Origin of the sequence: Tatumella terrea (assembly GCF_039523755.1) — a bacterium.
Taxonomy (GTDB): Bacteria; Pseudomonadota; Gammaproteobacteria; order Enterobacterales; family Enterobacteriaceae; genus Tatumella; species Tatumella terrea.
Genome location: NZ_BAAAFX010000026.1, coordinates 115264 through 137701, shown reverse-complemented (window position 1 = coordinate 137701; position 22438 = coordinate 115264). Strand labels below are relative to the sequence as shown.

The 22438-nt window shown below is 52.2% G+C and carries 18 protein-coding genes and 1 tRNA gene; 6 read left to right on the top strand and 13 right to left on the bottom strand.

What is annotated here, in order from left to right; translation table 11 throughout:
• Positions 1-914 precede the first annotated feature (914 nt).
• From ABD035_RS17350 to ABD035_RS17330, 5 genes are all read right to left on the bottom strand, one after another.
• Positions 915-2105 carry a multidrug effflux MFS transporter gene (locus tag ABD035_RS17350; protein ID WP_343871352.1) on the bottom strand — a complete coding sequence of 397 codons (1191 nt, stop codon included), beginning with the start codon at positions 2103-2105 and terminating at the stop codon, positions 915-917.
• A gap of 159 nt (positions 2106-2264) precedes the next feature.
• Positions 2265-3980: a potassium/proton antiporter gene (locus ABD035_RS17345; protein ID WP_371813019.1), complete on the bottom strand. Its 1716-nt coding sequence runs from the start codon at positions 3978-3980 to the stop codon at positions 2265-2267.
• Positions 3981-4205: 225 nt separating this feature from the next.
• Complete coding sequence (locus tag ABD035_RS17340) at positions 4206-4304, bottom strand: YoaK family small membrane protein (protein WP_212712646.1); 99 nt, start codon at positions 4302-4304, stop codon at positions 4206-4208.
• A gap of 252 nt (positions 4305-4556) precedes the next feature.
• Positions 4557-5831, bottom strand: coding sequence for a YeaH/YhbH family protein (locus tag ABD035_RS17335; protein WP_343871349.1), 1275 nt, complete (start codon positions 5829-5831; stop codon positions 4557-4559).
• Positions 5832-5895: 64 nt separating this feature from the next.
• On the bottom strand, positions 5896-7830 hold the full coding sequence (locus ABD035_RS17330) for a PrkA family serine protein kinase (RefSeq protein ID WP_343871348.1): 1935 nt from the start codon (positions 7828-7830) through the stop codon (positions 5896-5898).
• Positions 7831-8232: 402 nt separating this feature from the next.
• Here ABD035_RS17330 and ABD035_RS17325 point away from each other — a divergent pair, with 402 nt between their 5' ends.
• Positions 8233-8982, top strand: a complete 750-nt coding sequence (locus ABD035_RS17325; RefSeq protein ID WP_343871347.1) for a MipA/OmpV family protein — start codon at positions 8233-8235, stop codon at positions 8980-8982.
• 103 nt (positions 8983-9085) lie between these two features.
• Here the strand turns inward: ABD035_RS17325 and ABD035_RS17320 are convergent, their stop codons facing one another.
• Both ABD035_RS17320 and gapA read right to left on the bottom strand, forming a co-directional pair.
• Complete coding sequence (locus tag ABD035_RS17320; RefSeq protein WP_212712584.1) at positions 9086-9961, bottom strand: D-hexose-6-phosphate mutarotase; 876 nt, start codon at positions 9959-9961, stop codon at positions 9086-9088.
• Between the two features lie 81 nt (positions 9962-10042).
• Complete coding sequence (gapA, locus tag ABD035_RS17315) at positions 10043-11041, bottom strand: glyceraldehyde-3-phosphate dehydrogenase (protein ID WP_212712585.1); 999 nt, start codon at positions 11039-11041, stop codon at positions 10043-10045.
• Positions 11042-11365: 324 nt separating this feature from the next.
• Between gapA and msrB the strand changes: the two genes are divergently transcribed.
• On the top strand, positions 11366-11776 hold the full coding sequence (gene msrB, locus ABD035_RS17310) for a peptide-methionine (R)-S-oxide reductase MsrB (protein WP_212712586.1): 411 nt from the start codon (positions 11366-11368) through the stop codon (positions 11774-11776).
• On the top strand, positions 11777-12055 hold the full coding sequence (locus tag ABD035_RS17305; protein WP_212712648.1) for a YeaC family protein: 279 nt from the start codon (positions 11777-11779) through the stop codon (positions 12053-12055).
• Positions 12056-12104: 49 nt separating this feature from the next.
• On the opposite strand, the gene ansA is transcribed toward ABD035_RS17305, so the two are convergent.
• Both ansA and sppA read right to left on the bottom strand, forming a co-directional pair.
• A complete protein-coding gene (gene ansA / locus ABD035_RS17300) occupies positions 12105-13118 on the bottom strand; it encodes an asparaginase (protein ID WP_343871345.1) in 1014 nt (337 codons plus the stop codon).
• 101 nt (positions 13119-13219) lie between these two features.
• The gene (gene sppA / locus ABD035_RS17295; protein ID WP_343871344.1) at positions 13220-15085 is read right to left on the bottom strand and encodes a signal peptide peptidase SppA; all 1866 of its coding nucleotides are present in this window, start codon (positions 15083-15085) and stop codon (positions 13220-13222) included.
• A gap of 169 nt (positions 15086-15254) precedes the next feature.
• On the opposite strand from sppA, the gene ABD035_RS17290 reads away from it, so the two are divergent.
• Together ABD035_RS17290 and ABD035_RS17285 are read left to right on the top strand one after the other, a co-directional pair.
• On the top strand, positions 15255-15803 hold the full coding sequence (locus tag ABD035_RS17290; RefSeq protein ID WP_343871343.1) for an NAD(P)H nitroreductase: 549 nt from the start codon (positions 15255-15257) through the stop codon (positions 15801-15803).
• Between the two features lie 201 nt (positions 15804-16004).
• Positions 16005-17930, top strand: a complete 1926-nt coding sequence (locus tag ABD035_RS17285) for a DNA topoisomerase III (RefSeq protein ID WP_212712590.1) — start codon at positions 16005-16007, stop codon at positions 17928-17930.
• A 401-nt stretch (positions 17931-18331) separates the two neighbouring features.
• On the opposite strand, the gene xthA is transcribed toward ABD035_RS17285, so the two are convergent.
• From xthA to ABD035_RS17265, 4 genes are all read right to left on the bottom strand, one after another.
• On the bottom strand, positions 18332-19138 hold the full coding sequence (gene xthA / locus ABD035_RS17280; protein WP_212712591.1) for an exodeoxyribonuclease III: 807 nt from the start codon (positions 19136-19138) through the stop codon (positions 18332-18334).
• Between the two features lie 391 nt (positions 19139-19529).
• Positions 19530-19614, bottom strand: a tRNA-Tyr gene (locus tag ABD035_RS17275).
• 145 nt (positions 19615-19759) lie between these two features.
• Positions 19760-20608, bottom strand: a complete 849-nt coding sequence (gene purU, locus ABD035_RS17270) for a formyltetrahydrofolate deformylase (protein ID WP_343871341.1) — start codon at positions 20606-20608, stop codon at positions 19760-19762.
• 53 nt (positions 20609-20661) lie between these two features.
• A complete protein-coding gene (locus tag ABD035_RS17265) occupies positions 20662-21123 on the bottom strand; it encodes a YchJ family protein (protein WP_212712593.1) in 462 nt (153 codons plus the stop codon).
• Between the two features lie 216 nt (positions 21124-21339).
• On the opposite strand from ABD035_RS17265, the gene rssB reads away from it, so the two are divergent.
• Positions 21340-22368 carry a two-component system response regulator RssB gene (gene rssB / locus ABD035_RS17260; protein WP_343871340.1) on the top strand — a complete coding sequence of 343 codons (1029 nt, stop codon included), beginning with the start codon at positions 21340-21342 and terminating at the stop codon, positions 22366-22368.
• Positions 22369-22438: the final 70 nt, after the last annotated feature.

The window sequence follows — 22438 nt, the reverse complement described above, 5'->3', positions numbered from 1 at the left end:
TTGAACATGGACCCTTTTTACATCATGCACTGGATCGATCAAGTAGTCTTAAACGATCGGCATTAGCCAACAGCCTCCCTTTATCCGGGAGGCTGTCACCGTTCCGCTCCCGCAGCACAGGTTTCTCTTAATTCTCTTGTGGTTAAAGACGCTCACCCTACACCCCCTCCGCATAAACAGTCGTCAGTCGCTATCGCAGACTATCCCTCACAGCGATGGCCTGAGCCTCGTCTTTTACGGGTTGGCGCGTGACTGGTATACCCCTGACTGGAGTAACAGCAGGCGGTCGCTATCGCTGCCTGTCCCTCATAGCGATGGCCGGAGTCTTGTTTTTACGGGCTGATGCGTCTATGAGGGTGTGTTCCGGTCTGCAGTGACAACAGGCAGAAATTCCGGGCTATGCGTGCTTTATGGCTGCGTTCAGGAACCGCAGACAGAGCGTAGCAACGTTCAACCCTGTATCGCCAGGGGGAAGTGTGTCGTCTGCCGGGTACGGCTGTGGAGTCGGAGTCCTGAACGCCTGCGACTGCCTGCCTGGTTTCCCTGCGCCAGGATGTCGCCGGTCAGTAGAGTTTCATTCACCCGCGTAAGGTATTTCTCTCATCTCTGCAGATTTCTTTCCCCCGCGAAGCTGGAAGTCGCAGGCGGCGTGCCGCACAGAGTGTTCTGACGGCTCCCGCGGTTCCGTCCGCTTCTGTTAATTCTGTCCGAAGTGCTGGTCAGTGACTCTGAAAGGGAAAACAGGGCTGAAGGGATAAAGAGAGGCGGTAGTCTGCAATGACCGTGTTTCACTGAAGCAAGCCTTCGGTAAACAAGCTCGGGGGCTCTACCGGCAACAACGTGCCGGCGGGATAACACCACAAAATGGCCGGGCGACGGTGGTGTGCCCGGACATCAACAGAGGCCTCCGTCCCTTATAGTTCGGTCAGGGTGCCTTTTACGGAGTGACTGCAGCGCCAGGCGATAAAGGCCAGTGCAGCGCCGATCAGCATCATAAAAGAAAGCGCGTGTTGTGGGGGCAGAGGCAGCGCAAGCATACACAGACTGCCCCCGGCACCCCCTGCCATCTGGAAGAACCCCTGTAATGCCGATGCCATCCCCGCCTGCTGCTGGTACGGCTCCAGCGCATAGCTGGTGGCCGGGCCGATAATAAACGCCAGGCCCGCGACCGCCAGGGCGACCGGCAACATATAGCTAAGCCAGTGGTGTTGAATGGACGTACTGAACAGGACGGCTTCACTGCTCAGCAGACCGGCCGCTATCAGCATGCATAGTCCGCCGAAGAACAGACAGAAGGGGCGGCCGGCCTTACGGATCACATAACTGACAATACTGCTGACCAGCATGATCCACAGGCCATTGGCACCGAAGGCCAGCGCAAAAGCAAAAGACGACAGGCCTGCCTGCTCCATCAGAACCTGCGGGGCCAGTGATACATAGGTCAGCACCATTCCCAATGCCCCGGCATTTGCCAGCGCAAAACAGACAAAACGCAGGTCAGCAAGAATTGACGCATACTGCTTTAGCGGGAAAAAGGGGACTTTCAGTGTCTCTTTCGGACGTGTTTCCGGCAGGAACAGCAGAATGATCACTCCAACCACCACCGCATACAGGCAAAGGAAACTGAAAGGCGCTCGCCACCCCCAGAACTCAGCCAGAGTTCCTCCCAGTAAAGGAGCCAGTGCGGGGACGATATTCAACGCGCCATTGAGAAAACCAAAGGTTTTCGCGGCTTCGTCACCGCTAAGACGATCACGGACCCCACTGAATGAGACTACCGCGGTACAGCAGACAGCACAGCCCTGGATTATCCGTGCAGCCAGGAACACCGGCCAGTGGTCGGCGAGGGCAGCCGTCAGGCTGCCAGCGGCGTAAAGGCCTAAACCGGCCATAGCGACGGGTTTGCGGCCGAAGTTATCGACCAGGGGTCCGGTGATTAACTGACCCAATCCCATCACCAGTAAGAACAGAGGAATGGTGGACTGGATATTACTCACCGGGGTATGCAGCCCGGTAGCAACCTGTGGCAGTGTCGGCAGATACAGGTCAATACCCAACGGGGCTAGCAGGACCAGACTCAGCAGTAACAGAGTGTATTTATTCATAAATATACAGGTGACCTGAAAAAAGCGGACAAGATTACCCTGTTTCAGCGGTAACGAATAGTGCTAAATAATAATTTTCCGGCGGACCAGGAACGTACAGCATTAACGGCAGGCGCAGACCCCGCATTATTGCAATGGATCGGCGCCTTCAGACGCTGCTCAGAGAGGTTCTCCGCTCATTCTTACGCCGACTTTCAGGATGTCATTGCCTTCTTTTTCGGCAACCGTCCAGGTGACATTCATCCATTCTAGCTGGTCACCGATGACCGGTGTGCCTCCCAGTTGCTGAACGATCAGCCGGGACAGTGGCTGATGAGCCTGAACATCGGGATCCAGTTCCAGCCCGTAGACCTGTGCGATATCATAAAGGTCGGTGCCGGCATCCAGAATAAAATCGCCGAAAAAGCGTTGTTCCAGTGCAGATGGCGGGCTCTGGCTGAACATTTTACCTAACGCCGGCAAATCTTTTTCCCGCCCGATAACACAGAGGATGTCATCTTCCTGTAAACGGGTTGACCCGGATGGATGCATCAGCACATTACCGCGGAACAGGGCTGCAATACGGGTATCTGCCGGCATTTCCAGCTCTCTCAGTGCCGCACCGACGCACCACTTGTCCGCGCCGAGCTGATAGACAAATTCTTCCCATTGGGTATCCGGATGGATATCCAGTCCGATACGTTGAATAGGCTCGGCGGTGGGCGGGACTACCACTTTACCCAGCTTTGCCGCTTTGGTCAGAGAGGTTCCCTGTAGCATCAGGGAAACCAGTACCACAAAGAAAGCGATATCAAAGTAAAGCTTGGCGTTATCCAGGCCGGCCATCATCGGGAAGACGGCAAGGATGATGGGTACCGCTCCCCGTAAGCCGACCCAACTGATAAAGAAACGTTCTCTCAGGGTAAAGTTCTTAAACGGTAACAGACCGGCAAATACCGACAACGGCCGTGCGATAAAAATAAGCCACAGCGAAAGTAGCATAGCGGGGAGTGCAATTTCCCATAAATCGGTTGGCACCACTAACAGCCCCAGAACAATAAACATACCGATCTGGCTTAACCAGGCCATTCCGTCAAAAGTCTGCAGGATACCGTTACGGTTGCGCACCGGCGTATTACCCAGCCAGCAGCCGCAAAGATACACCGCCAGAATACCGCTGCCTTCCATCAGGGTGGTCAGGGCAAAAACGAGGATCCCGCCACTCACGGCCAGTAACGGGTAGAGGCCCGGCGGTAAGGTGATGCGGTTAATTAACTGCTGGATGGCGAAACCACCCCCGATGCCCAATACAATGCCCAGTCCGAACTCCTGCACCAGATGCACCAGAAACATCATGTTCAGGCCGGTTTGTCCCTTCTGGATCATATCAATCAGCGTAATGGTCAGAAACACGGCCATCGGGTCATTACTGCCGGATTCGATTTCCAGTGTGGAGCTGACACGTTCGTTTAACCCTTTTCCCCCTAACAGTGAAAAAACGGCAGCGGCATCGGTTGAACCGATAATCGCGCCAATCAGGAAGCCCTGCATCAGGTCGAGATGAAATAACCAGGCGGCCATCATTCCGGTCAGTCCGGCGGTGATCAAAACACCGATGGTAGCCAGCGACAGGGAAGGCCAGAGCGCCACTTTCAGCGAACCGACGCGGGTGCGCATGCCCCCGTCCAGCAGGATAACCGCCAGCGCCAGGTTAGAGATCAGATAAGCAGCCGGATAGTTATCAAAGGCAATGCCACCGATGCCGTCTTCCCCGGCCAGCATGCCCAGCGCAAGAAAGATCACCAGAATAGGAATACCCAGTTTTGATGAGAAGGCACTGAGTATAATACTGGACGCTACCAGCACTGAGCCAATAACGAAGAGACTGTAAATCATGCCGGAATCCAATGTAACTGCTCCCTGAAGATAAATAATGTGGCAGAAATAATATTCTGCAGGATCCCTGAATCGGGCCGGAAATCATCATCGGGTCATCTGTACCCGTCGCGGTTGACCAGGCAAGCCCGGCGCCTTTATGGACGAATCGATCGCACCCGTACGCCGGTTATAAACGGTGAACTATAGCGCCTGCGTAATAAACCGTCGTATTTCTTTCAATGTTTAGTGTCCCGGCATCCATGCGCCGCTGGCCACGAACCAGATGAGTAAACCTACACCGGCAATAATAATCGCGACCGGAAATAAATAGCCAATTTTCATTATACGCTCCCGGAAATGGATAACCGCAGGCCTGCAGGATTGGGGATTTTTACAGGCGTTATGCACAGTATCAGCGAAACGCTAAAACTGCCGCGCTATTATAAACGAATATCCTCTCCGGACGCATCGTCTAAGGCTATCGGCAAGGAGATAACCCCCGCAAAAAGGAAAAAGTACAGAGTCCGGTGAGCGGTTCAGTAAAACGGGAGGGCAGAACTTCCCGGCCAGAAAGGGCCGGTCCGGGAAGCAGGTTCAGTTTCCGGCCGTCTGACGTTGGAATAATTCACGAAACACCGGGTAAATATCTTCCGGTTCGCGGATTTGCTGGATAGCAAAATTGTCAAAACGATGCTGTAACTGCTCATACTCACGCCATAATGTCTGATGGGCCCGGCGGGTGATTTCAATATAACTGTAATACCGGACCACCGGCAGCAGTTCAGCGGCCAGCAATTCATGGCAGAGGGGGGAGTCATCCGCCCAGTTGTCTCCGTCGGAGGCCTGCGCGGCATAAATATTCCACTGCTGCGGATCATAGCGTTCCCTGATCACCTCATTCATTAGTTTCAGCGCACTGGAGACAATAGTTCCTCCGGTTTCCTGTGAATAGAAAAACTCATGCTCATCGACTTCTTTTGCCTGCGTGTGGTGGCGAATATAAACCACCTCAACGTTTTTATAGCTGCGGCTGAGAAATAAATACAACAGAATATAAAACCGTTTCGCCATATCTTTCGTCGGCTGATCCATCGAGCCTGACACATCCATCAGGCAGAACATCACCGCCTGACTGGAGGGTTCAGCCCGTTTTTCGAAATTTTTATAACGCAAATCAAAGGTATCAATAAAAGGAACGCGGGCGATACTGGCTTTCAGTTCGGCGATTTCACGTTCCAGCCGTTCCTCTTCCAGCAGCTGTGCCGGTTCCTGACAACGAAGCTCCGCAAGCGCCAGTTCACATTCTGCCAGTAGCCGCCGCTTACCCGCCGTCATCGCTGTTCGCCGCGCCAGCGAGTTCTGTAATGAACGCACGACGCTGATATTAGAAGGCACACCGTTAGCACTATAACCTGCACGATGCACTTTATATTCGGTTAAGCGGTTCTGGTTATTTTTCTGCAGATTGGGCAGGGCCAGATCGTCAAACAGCAGGTCAAGGTATTCATCTTTTGAAATAGAAAAGCTGAAACTGTCTTCACCTTCTCCCTGCTGACTGGCCTCACCCTGACCGGAGCCAGAGCCGCCCCCCCCCGGGTTACGTTCGATACGATCGTGGGTAATAAACTGATCATTGCCGGGATGAACCCGGGTTCGTTCTCCACCGCCGCCCTGGTGAAACGAAGGCTCGCGGATGTCATCGACAGGAATGGAAACAGACTCGCCGCTGCCGGTATCGGTGACTGAGCGTTTATTGATTGCATCAGCAATAGATTTTTTAATTTGCGATTTATAACGACGTAAAAAGCGCTGACGATTCACCGCACTTTTATTTTTACCGTTCAGTCGCCGATCGATAAAATAGGACATAACTGACTCCCGGACAACACAGTTAAACGGGAGGGCGGCAGATCTCTGCCGCCCGGAGACGTTCTCAGGAAGACTTACGTACCCTGAGGTACCATTCGCAGAGCAGACGTACCTGTTTACGGGTGTAGCCTTTCTCCATCATACGATCCACAAAGTCATCGTGTTTCTTCTGTTCATCGGTAGACGTTTTAGTATTAAACGAGATGACCGGTAACAGTTCTTCGGTATTGGAGAACATTTTCTTCTCAATGACGGTACGCAATTTTTCATAGCTGGTCCAGTTCGGGTTATGGCCGCTGTTCTGAGCCCTGGCACGCAGCACGAAGTTTACTATCTCATTGCGGAAGTCTTTCGGATTACTGATCCCGGCCGGTTTCTCGATTTTCTCCAGTTCTGCGTTCAGGGATTCGCGATCGAACAACTGGCCGGTATCCGGGTCGCGGTATTCCTGATCCTGGATCCAGAAATCAGCATAAGTCACATAACGGTCAAAAATATTCTGTCCGTACTCAGAGTAGGATTCGAGATAGGCGGTCTGTATTTCTTTACCGATAAATTCCGCATATTTAGGGGTCAGATAGCCTTTCAGAAACTCCAGATATTTATCGGCCACTTCCTGCGGAAATTGCTCCCGCTCTATCTGCTGTTCGAGCACATAGAACAGATGTACCGGGTTCGCGGCCAGCTCAGTATGGTCGAAGTTAAAGACCCGTGAGAGTATTTTGAACGCGAAGCGGGTGGATAAGCCGTTCATCCCTTCATCGACACCGGCGTAATCATGATATTCCTGCCATGATTTGGCTTTAGGATCGGTATCTTTCAGGCTCTCTCCGTCATAGACCCGCATTTTAGAGAAAATACTCGAGTTTTCCGGCGACTTCAGCCGCGACAGGATAATAAAACGGGCCAGTGTTTCAAGGGTGCCCGGCGCGCAGGAGGCCTCTGTCAGCTCACTGTTATTCAGCAGTTTTTTGTAGATCTTAATCTCTTCAGACACCCGCAGGCAATAAGGGACTTTTACGATGTAAACACGGTCGAGAAAGGCTTCGTTGCTTTTATTATTTCTGAACTGCACCCATTCAGATTCATTGGAGTGGGCAAGGATAATACCGTTAAACGGTAATGCTGAAATACCTTCGGTGCCGTTATAGTTACCTTCCTGGGTCGCCGTTAACAACGGATGCAGAACCTTGATCGGGGCTTTGAACATTTCGACAAACTCCATCACCCCTTGGTTCGCACGGCATAATGCCCCCGAATAGCTATAGGCGTCCGGGTCGTTCTGGGCGAAGTGCTCCAGTTTGCGAATATCCACTTTCCCGACCAGGGCTGAAATATCCTGGTTGTTTTCATCCCCCGGCTCCGTTTTAGCAATCGCCAGTTGCCCGAGGATGGAGGGCCAGACCTTAACGACTTTAAACCTGGAGATATCACCGCCAAACTCCTGCAGACGTTTGGCGGCCCACGGGGACATTATGGTGCCCAGGTAACGGCGCGGGATACCGTATTCCTCCGCCAGAATCCCTGCATCCTCAACAGGATTAAACAGACATAGCGGGTGATCGTTCACCGGGCTGTGTTCTCCGTTAGCGGTCAGAACATAGATGGGAACCCGCTGAACCAGCGCTTTCAGCCGCTCAGCGAGTGAGGATTTCCCGCCGCCGACCGGCCCGAGCAGATAAAGAATTTGTTTCTTTTCTTCCAGCCCCTGAGCGGCATGTTTCAGATAAGAGACTATCTGTTCGATAGCTTCCTCCATCCCGTAGAACTCTTCGAAGGCCGGATAGCGGGGGACCACCCGGTTCGAAAAAATACGGGAAAGCCTTGGGTCCTGAGCGGTATCCACCATGACGGGGTGTCCGATGGCGGTCAGCAGTCGTTCTGCGGCATTGGCGTAGGCACTGCGATCCTTTTTACAGATGGCCAGAAATTCCTGCAGTGTGAACTCTTCGTCTTTGGCCGCTTCATAACGCTGGCGATAATGATCGAATATATTCATAGCGATGCCCGTCCTTTTGTTTTTAGCACAGGTAAAGGAGCAGAATGATGACAGGATTTGCTCCGGGAAAAGACGACTCACAGGCTGATAAAGCAGCCCTTATGCCAGGAGGAGATGTTTAAGAAATAATATCCTGACCGTGTGTCATTACAAATTTTGTACAGAGTCGTATTATTTAACTGTAGTCAGAAATTTTCAGTTCACACACGGTTTTTTGCACTATTTAGCGATATATCAATAACAAACTGTACTATCCTGTCATTTATCAGCGGGGGACTGCAGCGTGTGAGGGCACGAAACGCGGGCCATGAGGGGGAATTTACGTTTATTCTCTCCCTCTTGCCGGCGGTGAATATGACCGCTGACATCGGATAGCAGACATTAAATTAAGGATCCTCTGGTTTGAAAACATCATATCTGACAGCCGTTACCCTGGCGACTGCCTGTTTCACCTCCGGCGTTCTGGCGGCAGGTTCACCTCTGACCCTCGGCGCGGGGGCGTTGTACGTTCAATCGCCGTATCAGGGCGGTAAGGAACGGTATTATCCCTTCCCGTTAATCAATTACGAAGATGCGAATTTTTTTGTTTCCGGACTGCAGGGCGGCTATTTTCTGTGGAAAGATCAGCAGGACCAATTCTCATTGATCATCACCAGTTCTGGGCAGGAATATGACCCGAAGCGCACCTCGTCGTCTGCCATGAAGCAACTGGATAAACGTCATCTGACCCTGATGGCCGGTGGACAATGGCAACACATTGCTGACTGGGGAGTCCTGAAAACCTCGCTGGTGGGCGATGTACTGGACCAGAGTAACGGTTTTGTCTGGAATACCAACTGGCATTACCCGCTGATGCTGGACGGGATCTCGCTCAACCCGGGGGCCGGGGTCAGCTGGAACAGCAGCAAGCAGACGAATTATTATTACGGAGTGTCATCGGCGGAATCACGGCGCAGCGGCATATCCTCCTACGATGCGGGGGACAGCTGGCTTCCGTACGTGGAAATCAGCGCCAGTTATCCGCTGACCTCCCGCTGGCAGTTAGGGGTAGGCGGACGTTATCAGTGGTTCGGCAGCGAGGTGAAAGACAGTCCGATGGTGGCGAAGTCCGGTCAGGCAATGATCTGGACGGGGCTAAGTTACACGTTCTGAAACTGATGCTGTGAAGGTAGCAGGGGCTGACATACGCTCCTGAGCGGGGCAGGTGATGCCCCGCAATACTACAGCGAAGGGCGTCAGAGGATCCTCTGACGCATCAGGCGTTTCTGACCACCTTAAACATCACTCCCATACGGCCCGGAGCATCGTGTTTGCTGACCAGCGGCTGAGAAATACGCGCCGTTTCCACGCAGACCATAGTTTTATATCCGTCATTGGCCATATCTCCCATACTGCAGGAAAGTGCAGGGCCCGGATTCCATGTGACAACGTCACTTTTATGATGGTGGTAAATCTCCAGCCGGCGTTTACCGGCGGTATCCTCAATGACATTGCAGTCATCGGCGGCAGTGAATATACGGTCTACCTGATCAGGATAAGTTTGCGGCGTAAGCTGCTCTGCCGTCGTCCCGCCGGCGACTTTATCAATATACGGTCTGCCCAGGCCACTGACAGAGACGCCGGCAATATCGGCCACCCGGAAATAGCTATGCAATGCTGCAGTCGACGTAAATTCACCGTGAGCTTCCAGTTCAATTTCACACTGTTTTCCCAGGCGGAAGCGGGCAATCAGTGAAAAATCGTGTGGCCAGTATTTATGAGTTTGTGGCGAGTGCTTCAGCTCAAATGTCAGACTGACTCCCTGCTCATTTTCATCATGAGCCAGCAGTGTCCAGGGGAGGTTACGGGCAAAACCATGAGCCGGCTGACCGGCCGGGCCGAACCAGGGCCAGCAGACAGGTACGCCGCCGCGAATGGCTTTACCTTCCGTGAATGCCGTTTCATCGCTTAACCAGATCACCGGCTTTTCACCGGAAGGTTGCCATGAAATAAGATGGGCCCCCTGCAATGCAACCACCGCATGTACCGCCGGATGATTAACCACTATCAGCGGCAACTGACCTTTCTGACGCAGAGAAATATAGGGGGTGATCTGACGGTTAACCGGCAGTTTATAGAGTGATTCCTGCATTTGCTCTCCTCAGAGGGATCAACCCACAAAAAGAAGGGGCGACCGAAGTCGCCCCTGTTAATCACGGACTTTCCGTTGATTTTATTTGGCCGCAACCAGTGCAATCAGGTCAAGCACTTTGTGAGAGTAGCCGGTTTCGTTGTCATACCAGGAAACCAGTTTCACGAAGTTATCATTCAGAGCAATACCTGCTTTCGCATCGAAGAATGAAGTACAGACTTCACCGTTGAAATCGGTAGAAACCACGTCGTCTTCGGTATAACCCAGAACACCTTTCATTGTGCCTTCAGAAGCCGTTTTGATGGCAGTTTTGATCTGCTCATAAGTGGCGGCTTTTTCCAGACGAACGGTCAGGTCAACGACAGAAACGTTCGGGGTAGGGACACGGAAAGCCATCCCGGTCAGTTTACCGTTTAGTTCCGGCAGGACTTTACCGACGGCTTTAGCCGCACCGGTAGAAGAAGGGATGATGTTCTGGGAAGCACCACGACCGCCGCGCCAGTCTTTATGAGACGGGCCGTCAACGGTTTTCTGCGTTGCAGTGGTCGCGTGAACCGTGGTCATCAGGCCTTCAACGATACCAAAGTTATCATTGATAACTTTAGCCAGAGGGGCCAGGCAGTTAGTGGTACAGGAAGCGTTAGAGACGATATCCTGGCCCTGATATTTATCGAAGTTGGCACCACGAACAAACATCGGGGTGTCGTCTTTGGAAGGACCGGTCAGGACAACTTTCTTCGCGCCTGCGGTGATGTGTTTACGTGCAGTTTCGTCGGTCAGGAAGATACCGGTCGCTTCAGCCACCACATCCACACCCACTTCGTCCCATTTCAGGTTGGCCGGGTCTTTTTCGCTGGTTACACGGATTTTTTTACCGTTAACGATCAGTGCACCGTCTTTAACTTCTACGGTCCCGTCGAAACGACCATGGGTGGAGTCATACTTCAGCATGTAAGCCATGTATTCGGCGTCGAGCAGGTCGTTAATTGCAACGATCTCGATGTCTGAACGCTGTTGCGCAGCACGAAAAACAATGCGACCGATACGGCCAAAACCGTTGATACCTACTTTGATAGTCATATATTCCACCAGCTATTGGTTATTGAATAAAAGGTTGGCTGTAAAATTACAAAAACCGCTTCAGGCGTCAAGCTTAATCGTGTCAATTATTGTGGCAGATCAATCCTCAGCCGCAGTTTTTACCCGTTAAAGCATAAGCACTATTAACCATAACGGGGACTCACCTGGTAAATAGTGTGCGGAACCTTTTCATAATAAATTGGGATGCAGATCACAATTTCAAACCTACCGGTGATCCTGTGTTCAACGCACAATTTACCCGTCCCTGTTGTTGCTTATTTGTTATAATACCCCCATTCACTGGATCAATAATATGGCTTCTTCATGACAACGGAAAAAAACGGGAATACCCCGGCACGTGACCTGACAGAAATACAACGCTATGTCACCCGGGATCGCGGGACGGAACCGCCGTTCAGCGGTGCTTTATTGCATAATACTGACGAAGGGATTTACCACTGTCTGGTCTGTCATGTGCCGCTGTTTTATTCAGAGACAAAGTTCGATGCCGGTTGCGGATGGCCGAGTTTTTACCAGCCTGTCTCCCCGGAGGCTATCCACTATATTGAGGATTTCTCACACGGTATGCACCGGACAGAAATTCGTTGTGCGCATTGTGATTCGCACCTCGGCCATGTGTTCCCGGACGGTCCGCAACCCACGGGCGAGCGTTACTGTGTCAACTCTGCCTCGTTAAGTTTTACCGATCCGCAAGGCAACAATACACCGGGGTAACTGATGAAGGATCTTGAAAATCTACTGGCTGGCATGACCCCGGAGTTGTATGAACGCCTGGTTCTGGCCAGTGAAACCGGTAAGTGGCCGGATGGTGTGGCGCTGACCCCGGCACAGCGTGAACACACGCTTCAGCTGGTAATGTTATGGCAGGCCAGATATAACGATAACCCCGGGCATATGACGATTGCCAAAGGCGGGGAGATGGTGCTGAAGAGTAAGCAGGCACTGAAGGAAGAATTTGGCATCGACGGTGCGGTGACCAAACTGACCCTGTAGTTGCCCTGTTACCGGCTTGTCCGGACCCCACACAAGCCGGTACGGGACGTTAATCCGCGGTCAGCTCGCCACGGAGGTTTTGCTGCATAAGCGCGCGGATCTGTTGCGGATCATAGCCGGCAGAGAGCAGATAATGCAGCTTGGTCAGCGCCGCTTCTACGGTGAGATCATAGCCACTGATCACTCCGGCATTTTCCAGCGCATTGCCGGTGGCATACCCCCCCATATTCACTTTCCCCGAAATGCATTGCGTCAGATTGACGACCACAATGCCGCGCTCTGAAGCCTGCCTGAGTTCGGTCAGAAACTCGGTATTCTGCGGAGCGTTGCCGACACCATACGAACGAAGGATTAGCGCTTTCACCGGCTGACGCAGGAAGTTACGCACAACTTCGGCCGATATTCCGGGATACAGCGTAACGACCCCCACCGGCTGTGGCGTGATCGGGTGGACGGTAAACGGCCCCTGAGCCTGCGGTGCAGCCGGCGTATGTAACCGGCGGATATGGATACCCGCTTCCAGCAGCGGGGTGAGGTTCGGGGAGGCAAAAGCATCGAAGCCATCGGCATGAGCCTTTGTGGTCCGGTTACCCCGGAAGAGCGTGTTATTAAAAAATAACGTGACTTCATTCACCGGGTAATTTGCGGCGACATACAATGCATTCAGCAGATTCTGCTGTCCGTCTGAACGCATTTCGGCCAGGGGTATCTGTGACCCTGTCACAATGACCGGTTTCCCCAGGTTTTCCAGCATAAACGACAGCGCTGAGGCGGTAAACGCCATGGTATCGGTACCGTGCAGGATCACAAAACCATCATACAGTGCATAGTTTTTGTGGATATCATCGGCTATGACCTGCCAGTCCTGTGGCGTCATGTCTGACGAGTCCATCAGCGGCTGATATTCGTGAATCGAGAAGGAGGGCATTTCCGGACGATGGAACTCCGGCATTGCCAGTAATTGCTGTTGCAGATGCCCGGACACCGGTATATATCCCTGGGCAGAACGCTGCATACCAATGGTCCCGCCCGTGTAGGCAACATAAATATTTTTTCTCTGCATGACGTATTCTTTTCAAAAGTCGTAAAAAAGCCGGAAGATGGCGGCAGTATATAGCAATTTCCGGGGAAAGCAGCCTGAACCCGGTTCAGGCTGCCAGCCGGTCAGTTCATTACGCCGCAGTTAAGACAATACGCATAACGGTTTTGCGGATCGGCCGCCTGGCCGGTCAGACCAGGCTGATTTTGTAAATCGGTCATCACTTCCGCCAGCGGTGCGGGCAGGAAAGCCTTAATACTGGCAGGCAGTGACGCGCTGACCGAAGAACTCATCTGATCCAGTACCTGATCAAAGAAGGTCGGTTGCTCCTGATACCAGTCCAGACGAGGCGTGGTGATATGTGCCAGCGCCGCAGCTTTCTGTGTTGCATCATCAAAGTCACCGAGTTCATCAACCAGTCCGTTTTCTTTTGCATCACTGCCGGTCCAGACATGGCCCTGAGCAATCTGATCGATCTGCTCCGTGGTTTTATGACGCGAGTCTGCTACCAGGCTGAGGAAGTTATGATATCCATTTTCGATGCTGATTTGCATCATTTGCTGCACCTGGTCCGGCAATGCTTTGGTCATAGCAACATCCGCCAGCGGGGAAGTCGAAACCCCATCGGTGTGGACGCCCAGGGTACTCAGCGAATTCTCTATGGTATTAATCACCCCGAAGATACCAATCGATCCGGTCAGGGTCGAAGGGCTGGCGATAATATAGCTGGCCGGGGTCGAGATCCAGTAGCCGCCGGAGGCGGCCACACCGCCCATAGAGACAACCACAGGTTTGCCGGCTTGTTTTGCGGCCATCAGTTCTTCACGGATAGCTTCAGAAGCGGTCACACTGCCGCCCGGGCTGTTGACCCGCAGGATGATGGCCTTAATATTTTTATCCAGACGCGCCGTACGGATTTGTGAAACCAGCGTATCACTCCCAACGTTACCGGCACCGGACTCACCGTCCACAATCGCGCCGTTGGCTACAATGACCGCGATATTTGCCGGGGCACTGGTCTGCGACTCTTTTAGCGGATAATCATAGATACTGACATTACGGTAGTCATGGGTCTGACTATCCCAGCCAAATTTATGGATAAGGATCTGATCCACTGCCGCCCGGGATTCCAGTCCATCTACCAGTCGGCTATTCAGCGCATAAGTAGCGGTATTACCGTTTACGGCTTTCAGGGCCGTGATCAGATTGTCCGCGCCAGGAAAGACCTGCTGCGGCGTTAACTGACGGTTGGCCGAAACGGTGGTCAGATAGTTATTCCATAACTGAGTGATCCAGCGGGTATCGGCATCTCTCGCGGCCGGTGACATGTTATCGCGCAGGAAAGGTTCTACTGCAGATTTATAGGTGCCGACACGGAAAACATGGGATGATACTTTCAGCGTATCCAGCAGGGTTTTGTAGTAGAGGGCATTGGTGGCCATACCATGAATGTCGACCGCTCCCTGAGGAGAGAGGTAAACCGTATTGGCAAAACTGGCCAGATAATATTGTGCCTGACTGAAATTATCGCCATAGGCGTACACAGGTTTACCGGCATCACGGAATTCCCGTAAAGCTTTTCCGATATATTGCAGCGCTGGCTGGTCACCGCCGCCGAAATTGCGCAGATCCAGCACGATACCGGTAATTTTATCGTCACTCTTCGCCTGACGAATGGCATTCACGATATCGAAGACCGAGTTCTGCTGCAGTGTTTCACTGCGGCTGCCCAGTAACTCCCGGCCAATTTTACTCAGACGGTTTTGTGCCGAAGGCTGGTCAACGACCCTGCCGGCGAGGTCAATCTTCAATGCACCGCCGGTCAGCGTTTTTGCCGAATTCGCCGATCCGCCACTGACCTGTGACCAAATCCCGACGCCCGCGACGATCAGCAACAGCAGGAAGAGGTTCAGGATAAACTCCCTGATAAAATTGATTATCCGCCAGACGGCAGAAAATAACCTGCCGGTAATTCGCCACAAAGTGCGCATAATTTCTCCATATAATTGTCTGCAGACCATTCTGCGGCCTGCGCTCTGAATCATTCCGCCCTCATCCTAAAGAGCGCCGCTCTAAAAGTCAGCAGGAAATCACAGCAGACTGTTACAAATCACGTTGTTATGCCAGACTTGTCAGAGACAGACTGCATATGAGGACGTTATGAACGCATTAGATTTATTATTACAGCGACGCTCTGCGTCACGGCTGGCGGAACCGGCACCCGAAGGTGAAACGCTGGAAAATATTCTGCAGGCAGGTTTGCGTGCGCCTGATCATGGTGCTCTGCAACCCTGGCACTTTGTTATGATCGCAGGAGAAGGGCGTGAACGTTTCAGCCAGCTGCTGGTTTCGGCCGCAACTCATGACGGGGCAGACGAAAAAGCCACAGAAAAAGCGCAGAATGCACCTTTCAGGGCTCCGCTGATTATCGCGGTGATTGCACGCTGTGAAGAACATCCTAAGGTGCCTGAATGGGAACAGGTGGTCTCTGCAGGATGCGCGGTGATGGCCATGCAAATGGCGGCCCAGGCGCAGGGCTTTAACGGGATCTGGCGCAGTGGTGCCTGGACAGAACACGAGGTGGTTCGTCAGGGCCTGGGGTGCCGGCCACAGGACAAGATTGTCGGTTTCCTGTATCTGGGAACCCCCCGGCTGAAAGCTGCACCATTAACAGCCGTTGATTCTGCACCTTTTGTCAGCCATTTCTGACAGATCTTTGTCAGCCAGTCTGGCATGATTACCCTATGATAGCGCCCCGGACCTTTGTGCCGGGCGTTTGTCGTTATGCCGCAGTATGCAGAAGACCGGCAGAGCAGCCGGCAGGTCGCCGGTTCCGGCGACTGAAAGTATTCACCCCTGGCACGGAGGTCACCCCAACCCGGAGCCGGAAAAAAAGGAAGATCGCGGTCAATGCGTTTGTTTATTGCCGAAAAACCCAGCCTTGCCCGGGCGATAGCTGAAGTTTTGCCTGAACCCCATCGTCGCGGGCAGGGTTTTATTGCCTGCGGAGATGACCAGATTGTGACCTGGTGTGTCGGCCATCTGCTGGAACAGGCACAACCGGAAAATTATGACCCGCGTTTTGCCCGCTGGTCACTGGCCGATCTGCCGATTGTCCCTGAAAAATGGCAACTGAAACCCCGCCCTGAAGTCGCAAAACAGCTCAGCGTCATCGATGGATTGTTGCAGAAGGCAACCCATATCGTTCATGCCGGTGACCCCGATCGTGAAGGACAGTTACTGGTCGACGAGGTGCTCGATTATCTGAAACTCAGCGATGAGAAAAGAAAGTCGGTTCAGCGTTGTCTGATCAATGATCTCAATCCACAGTCGGTCGCCCGTGCCATCGAACGGTTACGGGATAACCGTGATTTCGTGCCGCTCTGTATTTCTGCGCTGGCCAGGGCAAGGGCCGACTGGTTGTACGGTATCAATATGACCCGGGCGTATACCCTGTTTGGCCGTAATGCCGGCTACGACGGTGTGCTCTCTGTCGGCCGGGTGCAGACTCCGGTACTCGGACTGGTGGTGCGTCGTGACGAAGAGATTGAAAACTTTATTGCCCGCGATTTCTTTGAAGTGAAAGCTCATATTCTGGCCGGGGATGAACAACGGTTTACCGCAGTGTGGGTGCCCAGTGATGCGTGTGAGTCCTGGCAGGATGAAGAGGGCCGGCTACTTAACCGTTCACTGGCAGAACATGTCTGTCAGCGGATCAACGGCCAGCCGGCGATGGTCAGTCATTATCAGGATAAACGTGAGTCTGAGATAGCACCATTGCCGTTCTCGTTATCCGGTTTACAGATTGAAGCGGCCCGCCGGTTCGGGCTCAGCGCCCAGACCGTACTGGATGTCTGCCAGCGGCTTTACGAAACCCATAAACTGATCACTTATCCCCGTTCAGACTGTCGTTATCTGCCGGAAGAACACTTCGCCGGACGTCATGCGGTGCTGGAAGCGATCGGCACACATCTGCCTCATCAGGCAATGCCACAGGAACTGGACACCGATGTGCGTAACCGTTGCTGGGATAATAAAAAGGTCGATGCTCACCATGCCATTATTCCTACCGCCAGACGCAGCCGGACAAAACTGACCGAGAATGAGCTGAATATTTACGGGCTGGTGGCTCGCCAGTATCTGATGCAGTTCTGCCCGGACGCGGTTTACCGGAAATGTGTTATCGATCTGGAGATTGCGGGTGGGAAGTTTATCGCCAAAGCACGTTTCCTGGCGGTCGCCGGCTGGCGGGTATTGCTGGGTAACAAAGAGCGTGATGAGGAAAATGATGGCACGCCGCTGCCTGAAGTCAAAAAAGGGGATGAGCTGTTGTGCGAAAAAGGCGAGGTGGTGGAAAAGAAAACACAGCCCCCGCGCCACTTCACCGATGCGACCTTGCTTTCTGCAATGACCGGGATCGCCCGTTTTGTCCAGGATAAAGCCTTAAAGAAAGTGCTCAGAGAGACCGATGGATTAGGAACCGAAGCGACGCGTGCAGGGATCATCGAATTGCTGTTCAAACGGGGATTTCTGGAAAAGAAGGGCCGGTATATTCATTCCACAGTCGTGGGTAAGGCCCTGATCCACGCGTTACCACAGCCGGCAGCCAGCCCTGATATGACGGCACAGTGGGAGTCGATGCTGACCAGTATCAGCGAGAAAAACTTCCGCTATCAGGATTTTATGCAGCCTCTGGTCGGAACGCTGCATCAGCTGATCGGCGAAGCCCGGCGTACCCCCCCTGTACAGATCCTCAGGCAGTTGCCCCGCGGACAGGCAAAACGCCCCAGCAAAGGCAGCAGCAAAGGCAGGAAACATAAAGCCAGCCGGGAGTGACTTATGCGGTCTGTAACCCTCGGATTTCTGATGATCCTGGGCGCGGTAACCGTGCTGGCCGGAGAGGTTAGCCCGTATTCAGACCTGAAAACCTTTTGAAAAGGGTAACGTGGATAGTGCCCGGCGAGTTATATGAGGCCTTCAAGGACAGCGTCATTACGCCGGAGGGTAGAAAAATCTCCCGCTCAGTGATAATGCCTGGCGTGTGCTCATTGTAAATTTTGAAAGCTGAACAGTGGCCGCCGGGCGGGCCAGTCTGCCGGTACAATCACCGGCAATTATGGCGGGGCCGGACTCAAAAGCGGGGTCAGGTATTTACGATGCGGCCGGGAGCGCCGGGTGCCGGGGGCATTACCGCGGACCGTCAGGCCCGCGGGAACGTCTCCGTCGTTGAGTGAAACTCAGAGATCAAAGGTCGCCCAGACCGGGGCGTGATCTGACGGTTTTTCCATACTGCGGATATCATAATCGATACCGGTCTGCAGACACCGGCTGGCCAGAGGCTGACTTGCCAGCAGTAAATCGATGCGCAGACCGCGGTTATCATTGAACCCTTTCGAACGGTAATCAAACCAGGAGAAGCGGTCATGAGTGTCAGGCCAGGCAGCCCGCCAGGTATCGGTCAGCCCCCATCCGAGCAGTTTATCCATCCACTCGCGCTCTTCCGGCAGGAAAGAACACTTACCGGTACGCAGCCAGCGTTTGCGGTTGTCATCACCGATACCGATATCACTGTCGGTACAGCTGATATTCATATCGCCCATGATCAGTACCGGCTGCTGCGGATCTAAGCGCGATTCCAGATGATCCTGCAGGTCACGGTAAAATTTCTCTTTTGCAGGGAACTTCAGCGGATGGTCGCGGCTTTCCCCCTGCGGGAAATAGCCATTAATCACCGTAATATTACCGATAGCCGAGGGGATCTCAGCCATGATGATCCGCCGCTGGGCATCCTCTTCATCGGTAATAAAACCACGCTGCACACTGACCGGTTCCATTTTCGTCATCAGTGCGACGCCATAGTGGCCTTTCTGGCCATGGAAGAAGACGTGGTAACCGAGTTTCTGTACTTCTTCCAGCGGGAACATATCATCGTGAACTTTGGTCTCCTGCAACCCGATAATATCCGGCTGGTGAGTTTCAACCAGTGCGGCCAGCTGATGGGGACGTGCCCGGAGTCCGTTGATATTGAAAGAAACAAATTTCATGTTTTAACCACAGTCAGAGAATTTATCCGCGATGGTAGCGATTTTTTCAATAAATGTCACCGTCACGGCAGGGATGAGCCGGTCAGAACGCAAGGCAGTAAAACGTCGGTTGCCAGTAACACCGGGAAGTCTTCCGGGCGGGTCATCCGCGGACCACTGACTCTGCGGACAGCCTGATGGCAGGCAGTGCAGATAAAAGGGAGAGTACAGACAATACGGATGACCCCGACAAGGAACCGGTAAGATCAGGCTGAATACAGACCAGGGATCGCTTGAATCATCAGGCAGTGCGTATGACAAACGGGTAAGGATAAGAAAATGAAGCGGGTTTTCAATACAGATAACTGGAAGAGTGAACCGGAAATAACAGAGGAGGATACAGGTCAGGAAATGGTGGTGGGAGAAGGATTCGAACCTTCGAAGTCTGTGACGGCAGATTTACAGTCTGCTCCCTTTGGCCGCTCGGGAATCCCACCTGATTGTGATGCTTCGTTGACTGCTGAAGCGGGATGCATAATAACAAAACCTATCGTGGTGTAAACAGGCAAAACAGGTATTTATGCCTGTTTGCCTGTTTTTCGCACTGAAAATTAATGGGTTGCGTATTATTCACCCAATAAATTACAGAATGATCGTCCGGTTACCGTAGACAAAGACCCGTTGCGCCAGCACCTTGTCCAGTGCGCGGCTCAGGGCATTTTTCTCAACATCTCTGCCCGCACGCATCATATCGTCAGCGCTGAAGGTGTGATCGACATGGATCACGTCCTGCATAATGATCGGGCCTTCATCGAGATTATCATTAACATAATGCGCCGTCGCGCCGATAATCTTTACACCACGCTCATAGGCCTGATGATAAGGTCGTGCACCGATAAAGGCTGGCAGGAAAGAGTGGTGGATATTAATAATTTTATTAGGAAACCGCTTAACGAATTCAGGGGTCAGTACCCGCATGTATTTCGCCAGCACGACATAATCCGGCTGATAGCGTTCAATCTCATCAGCCATCAGCATATCGTGTTCTTCGCGGGTATGTCCTTCGTGGCTTATCAGTAAAAAGGGGATATCGAAACGTTCCACCAGTGAGCGTAAGGTTTCATGGTTGCCGATAACGGCCGCAATTTCCATGTCCAGACCGCCAAAGGCACTTTTCATCAATAAGTCGCCCAGGCAGTGAGCTTCTTTTGTCACCATAATCACGACACGGCGGCGACCGGCAGCTTGCAGTTCGCGGACGGAACCGGCAGGTAAGGCACTGTCTAAATCGGCCAGCAGAGTGGTGTCATTAAAGATCCCCTCAAGTTCGGTACGCATAAAGAAGCGGCCGGTACGGTGATCTACAAATTCGTTATTCTGAACGATGTTCAGTTCGTGCTTGTAGCAAATATTGGTAATTTTAGCGATAAGGCCTTTCGCATCGGGACAAATGGTTCTTAAAACTTTTTTTTGTAATGTCTGGGCTTGCATTGTGCAATGTATCCTGTCGAATCAGATTTCAGTTATGAAGGGCGTTTTAGTTATCATAAGCCACAACATTTTTTAAACTTTTTGCCCGAACCGCAGGGGCAGGGATCGTTTCTGCCAGCCTGCAGATGAACGCCGTCGATATAATACCAGTGTTGTTCTTCTCTGATAAAGCGTGAACGTTCGTAAATAGCAGAAGTTTGTTGTTTATCGCGATATCGGGCATAAAAGGTGACGAAGGCTTCATTACTATCTTTTTCATAAGTATGTGCGATAACATTCAGCCCGAGCCATTCAGTGTCGGACAAGCCGGAAGACAGGCTGGCGGTCAGCTCAGGGCTTCGTTGCGAAGGATGCCAGGTGGCTAGCAGCCAGCCGGAATTCCCGCGCTGATAAGCGGTGTAACGCGAACGCATCAGGGATTCAGCGTCAGGGATGCGGTGCTGTCCGCTCAGATAACGGCCACAGCAGGCATCATAGGTTTCTGTGTTGCCACAGGGGCAGTATTCGGTGGACACATCATCTCCGGATTATTACAGCCTGTTGATAGTATCATGTTACAACCTGACGGAAGGTAACAAAGTGAACGATTCGGAATGAACTATACTATAGTTAATTGTCAAATTCTTATTCCCGGGGGCGGGGGACGCTGCGAAAGCCTGTATTACAGGCCGCAAATGAAGTTCCTGGCCTGCGGAGAGGGTACCCGTCAGGTTTAACAACAGGTATTTGTAATGAGTAATACATTATCCGGTAAGCTGATTCTGGTGATTGATGATGAGCCTGTATTTTCGTCGTTGTTAAGTGGTATTTTGGCGAATATGGGCGCAAATATTCTGCAAGCCATCAACGGTATGACAGCACTGCAAATGCTGGATCAGCATCCGGTTGATCTGATCATCTGCGATCTTGAGATGCCGGTAATGCGCGGGGAAAAATTCGTGCAACAGCTGCGCTCGCAGGGATGTTCACTGCCCGTGATTGTTATGACAGCCAGTGAAGATGTCTCCGAAATTGCCGGCATGTTGCGCCTGGGCGTTCAGGATGTGATTCTGAAACCTCTGGATGATATTCCACGGTTACGTGAAATTCTTCTTGAGTGTCTTTATCCATCGATGTTTGCCTCTAAAGTCAAAGAAGATGAATTATTGTTCGATGGCTGGGACAGTCTGATCCGTCATCCGGAAAAAGCAGTTCAGTTGCTCAGGCAGTTACAACCGCCTATCCGGCAAGTGCTGGCAGAGACGCGAGTCAATTATCGCCAACTGACACCGACAGAAAAACCCGGACTGGTATTTGATATCGCTGCGCTTTCTGATCATCAGCTCGGTTTCTATATACTGGATGTCACCAGAGCGGGTGATAACGGAGTGATGGCGGCATTACTGTTGCGGGTGCTGTTTAACGAATTACTAAGAAAAAAAATAGCCGATCAGCATCAGCCATTGCCACAGATAACCACAATTCTAAATGATATTAATCAGTTACTGGAGGATGCCGGTATGCAGGGACAGTTCCCGCTACTGGTGGGTTATTACAACCGTCATCTTCATAACTTATTGCTGATCCCGGCGGGTCTGCATAGCACGCTTTCTTTTAACGGGCAGCATCAGGTTCTCGAAACAGGGATCCCTCCTGGTACGTTCCGTAAAGTACATGCCAGTCAGCATAGTTTTAATCTTAACGCCTGTGAATGTAATATCAGTGGCGCAGGCGGTAGAATTAATCTTATGCTTTCAGATAATGATGAGTGTTCCTGCTAATAAATATGTTGTAAGTTGTTTATGTTCGGGCGGAAATCCCCGGTTGGTATAATTCCTAATTTCAGTGGAT

Coding starts and splice junctions, on each gene's coding strand:
- ABD035_RS17350 (WP_343871352.1), bottom strand. CDS start 2,105: ATGAATAAATACACTCTGTTACTGCTGAGTCTGGTCCTGCTAGCCCCG.
- ABD035_RS17345 (WP_371813019.1), bottom strand. CDS start 3,980: ATGATTTACAGTCTCTTCGTTATTGGCTCAGTGCTGGTAGCGTCCAGT.
- ABD035_RS17340 (WP_212712646.1), bottom strand. CDS start 4,304: ATGAAAATTGGCTATTTATTTCCGGTCGCGATTATTATTGCCGGTGTA.
- ABD035_RS17335 (WP_343871349.1), bottom strand. CDS start 5,831: ATGTCCTATTTTATCGATCGGCGACTGAACGGTAAAAATAAAAGTGCG.
- ABD035_RS17330 (WP_343871348.1), bottom strand. CDS start 7,830: ATGAATATATTCGATCATTATCGCCAGCGTTATGAAGCGGCCAAAGAC.
- ABD035_RS17320 (WP_212712584.1), bottom strand. CDS start 9,961: ATGCAGGAATCACTCTATAAACTGCCGGTTAACCGTCAGATCACCCCC.
- gapA (WP_212712585.1), bottom strand. CDS start 11,041: ATGACTATCAAAGTAGGTATCAACGGTTTTGGCCGTATCGGTCGCATT.
- msrB (WP_212712586.1), top strand. CDS start 11,366: ATGACAACGGAAAAAAACGGGAATACCCCGGCACGTGACCTGACAGAA.
- ansA (WP_343871345.1), bottom strand. CDS start 13,118: ATGCAGAGAAAAAATATTTATGTTGCCTACACGGGCGGGACCATTGGT.
- sppA (WP_343871344.1), bottom strand. CDS start 15,085: ATGCGCACTTTGTGGCGAATTACCGGCAGGTTATTTTCTGCCGTCTGG.
- ABD035_RS17290 (WP_343871343.1), top strand. CDS start 15,255: ATGAACGCATTAGATTTATTATTACAGCGACGCTCTGCGTCACGGCTG.
- ABD035_RS17285 (WP_212712590.1), top strand. CDS start 16,005: ATGCGTTTGTTTATTGCCGAAAAACCCAGCCTTGCCCGGGCGATAGCT.
- xthA (WP_212712591.1), bottom strand. CDS start 19,138: ATGAAATTTGTTTCTTTCAATATCAACGGACTCCGGGCACGTCCCCAT.
- purU (WP_343871341.1), bottom strand. CDS start 20,608: ATGCAAGCCCAGACATTACAAAAAAAAGTTTTAAGAACCATTTGTCCC.
- rssB (WP_343871340.1), top strand. CDS start 21,340: ATGAGTAATACATTATCCGGTAAGCTGATTCTGGTGATTGATGATGAG.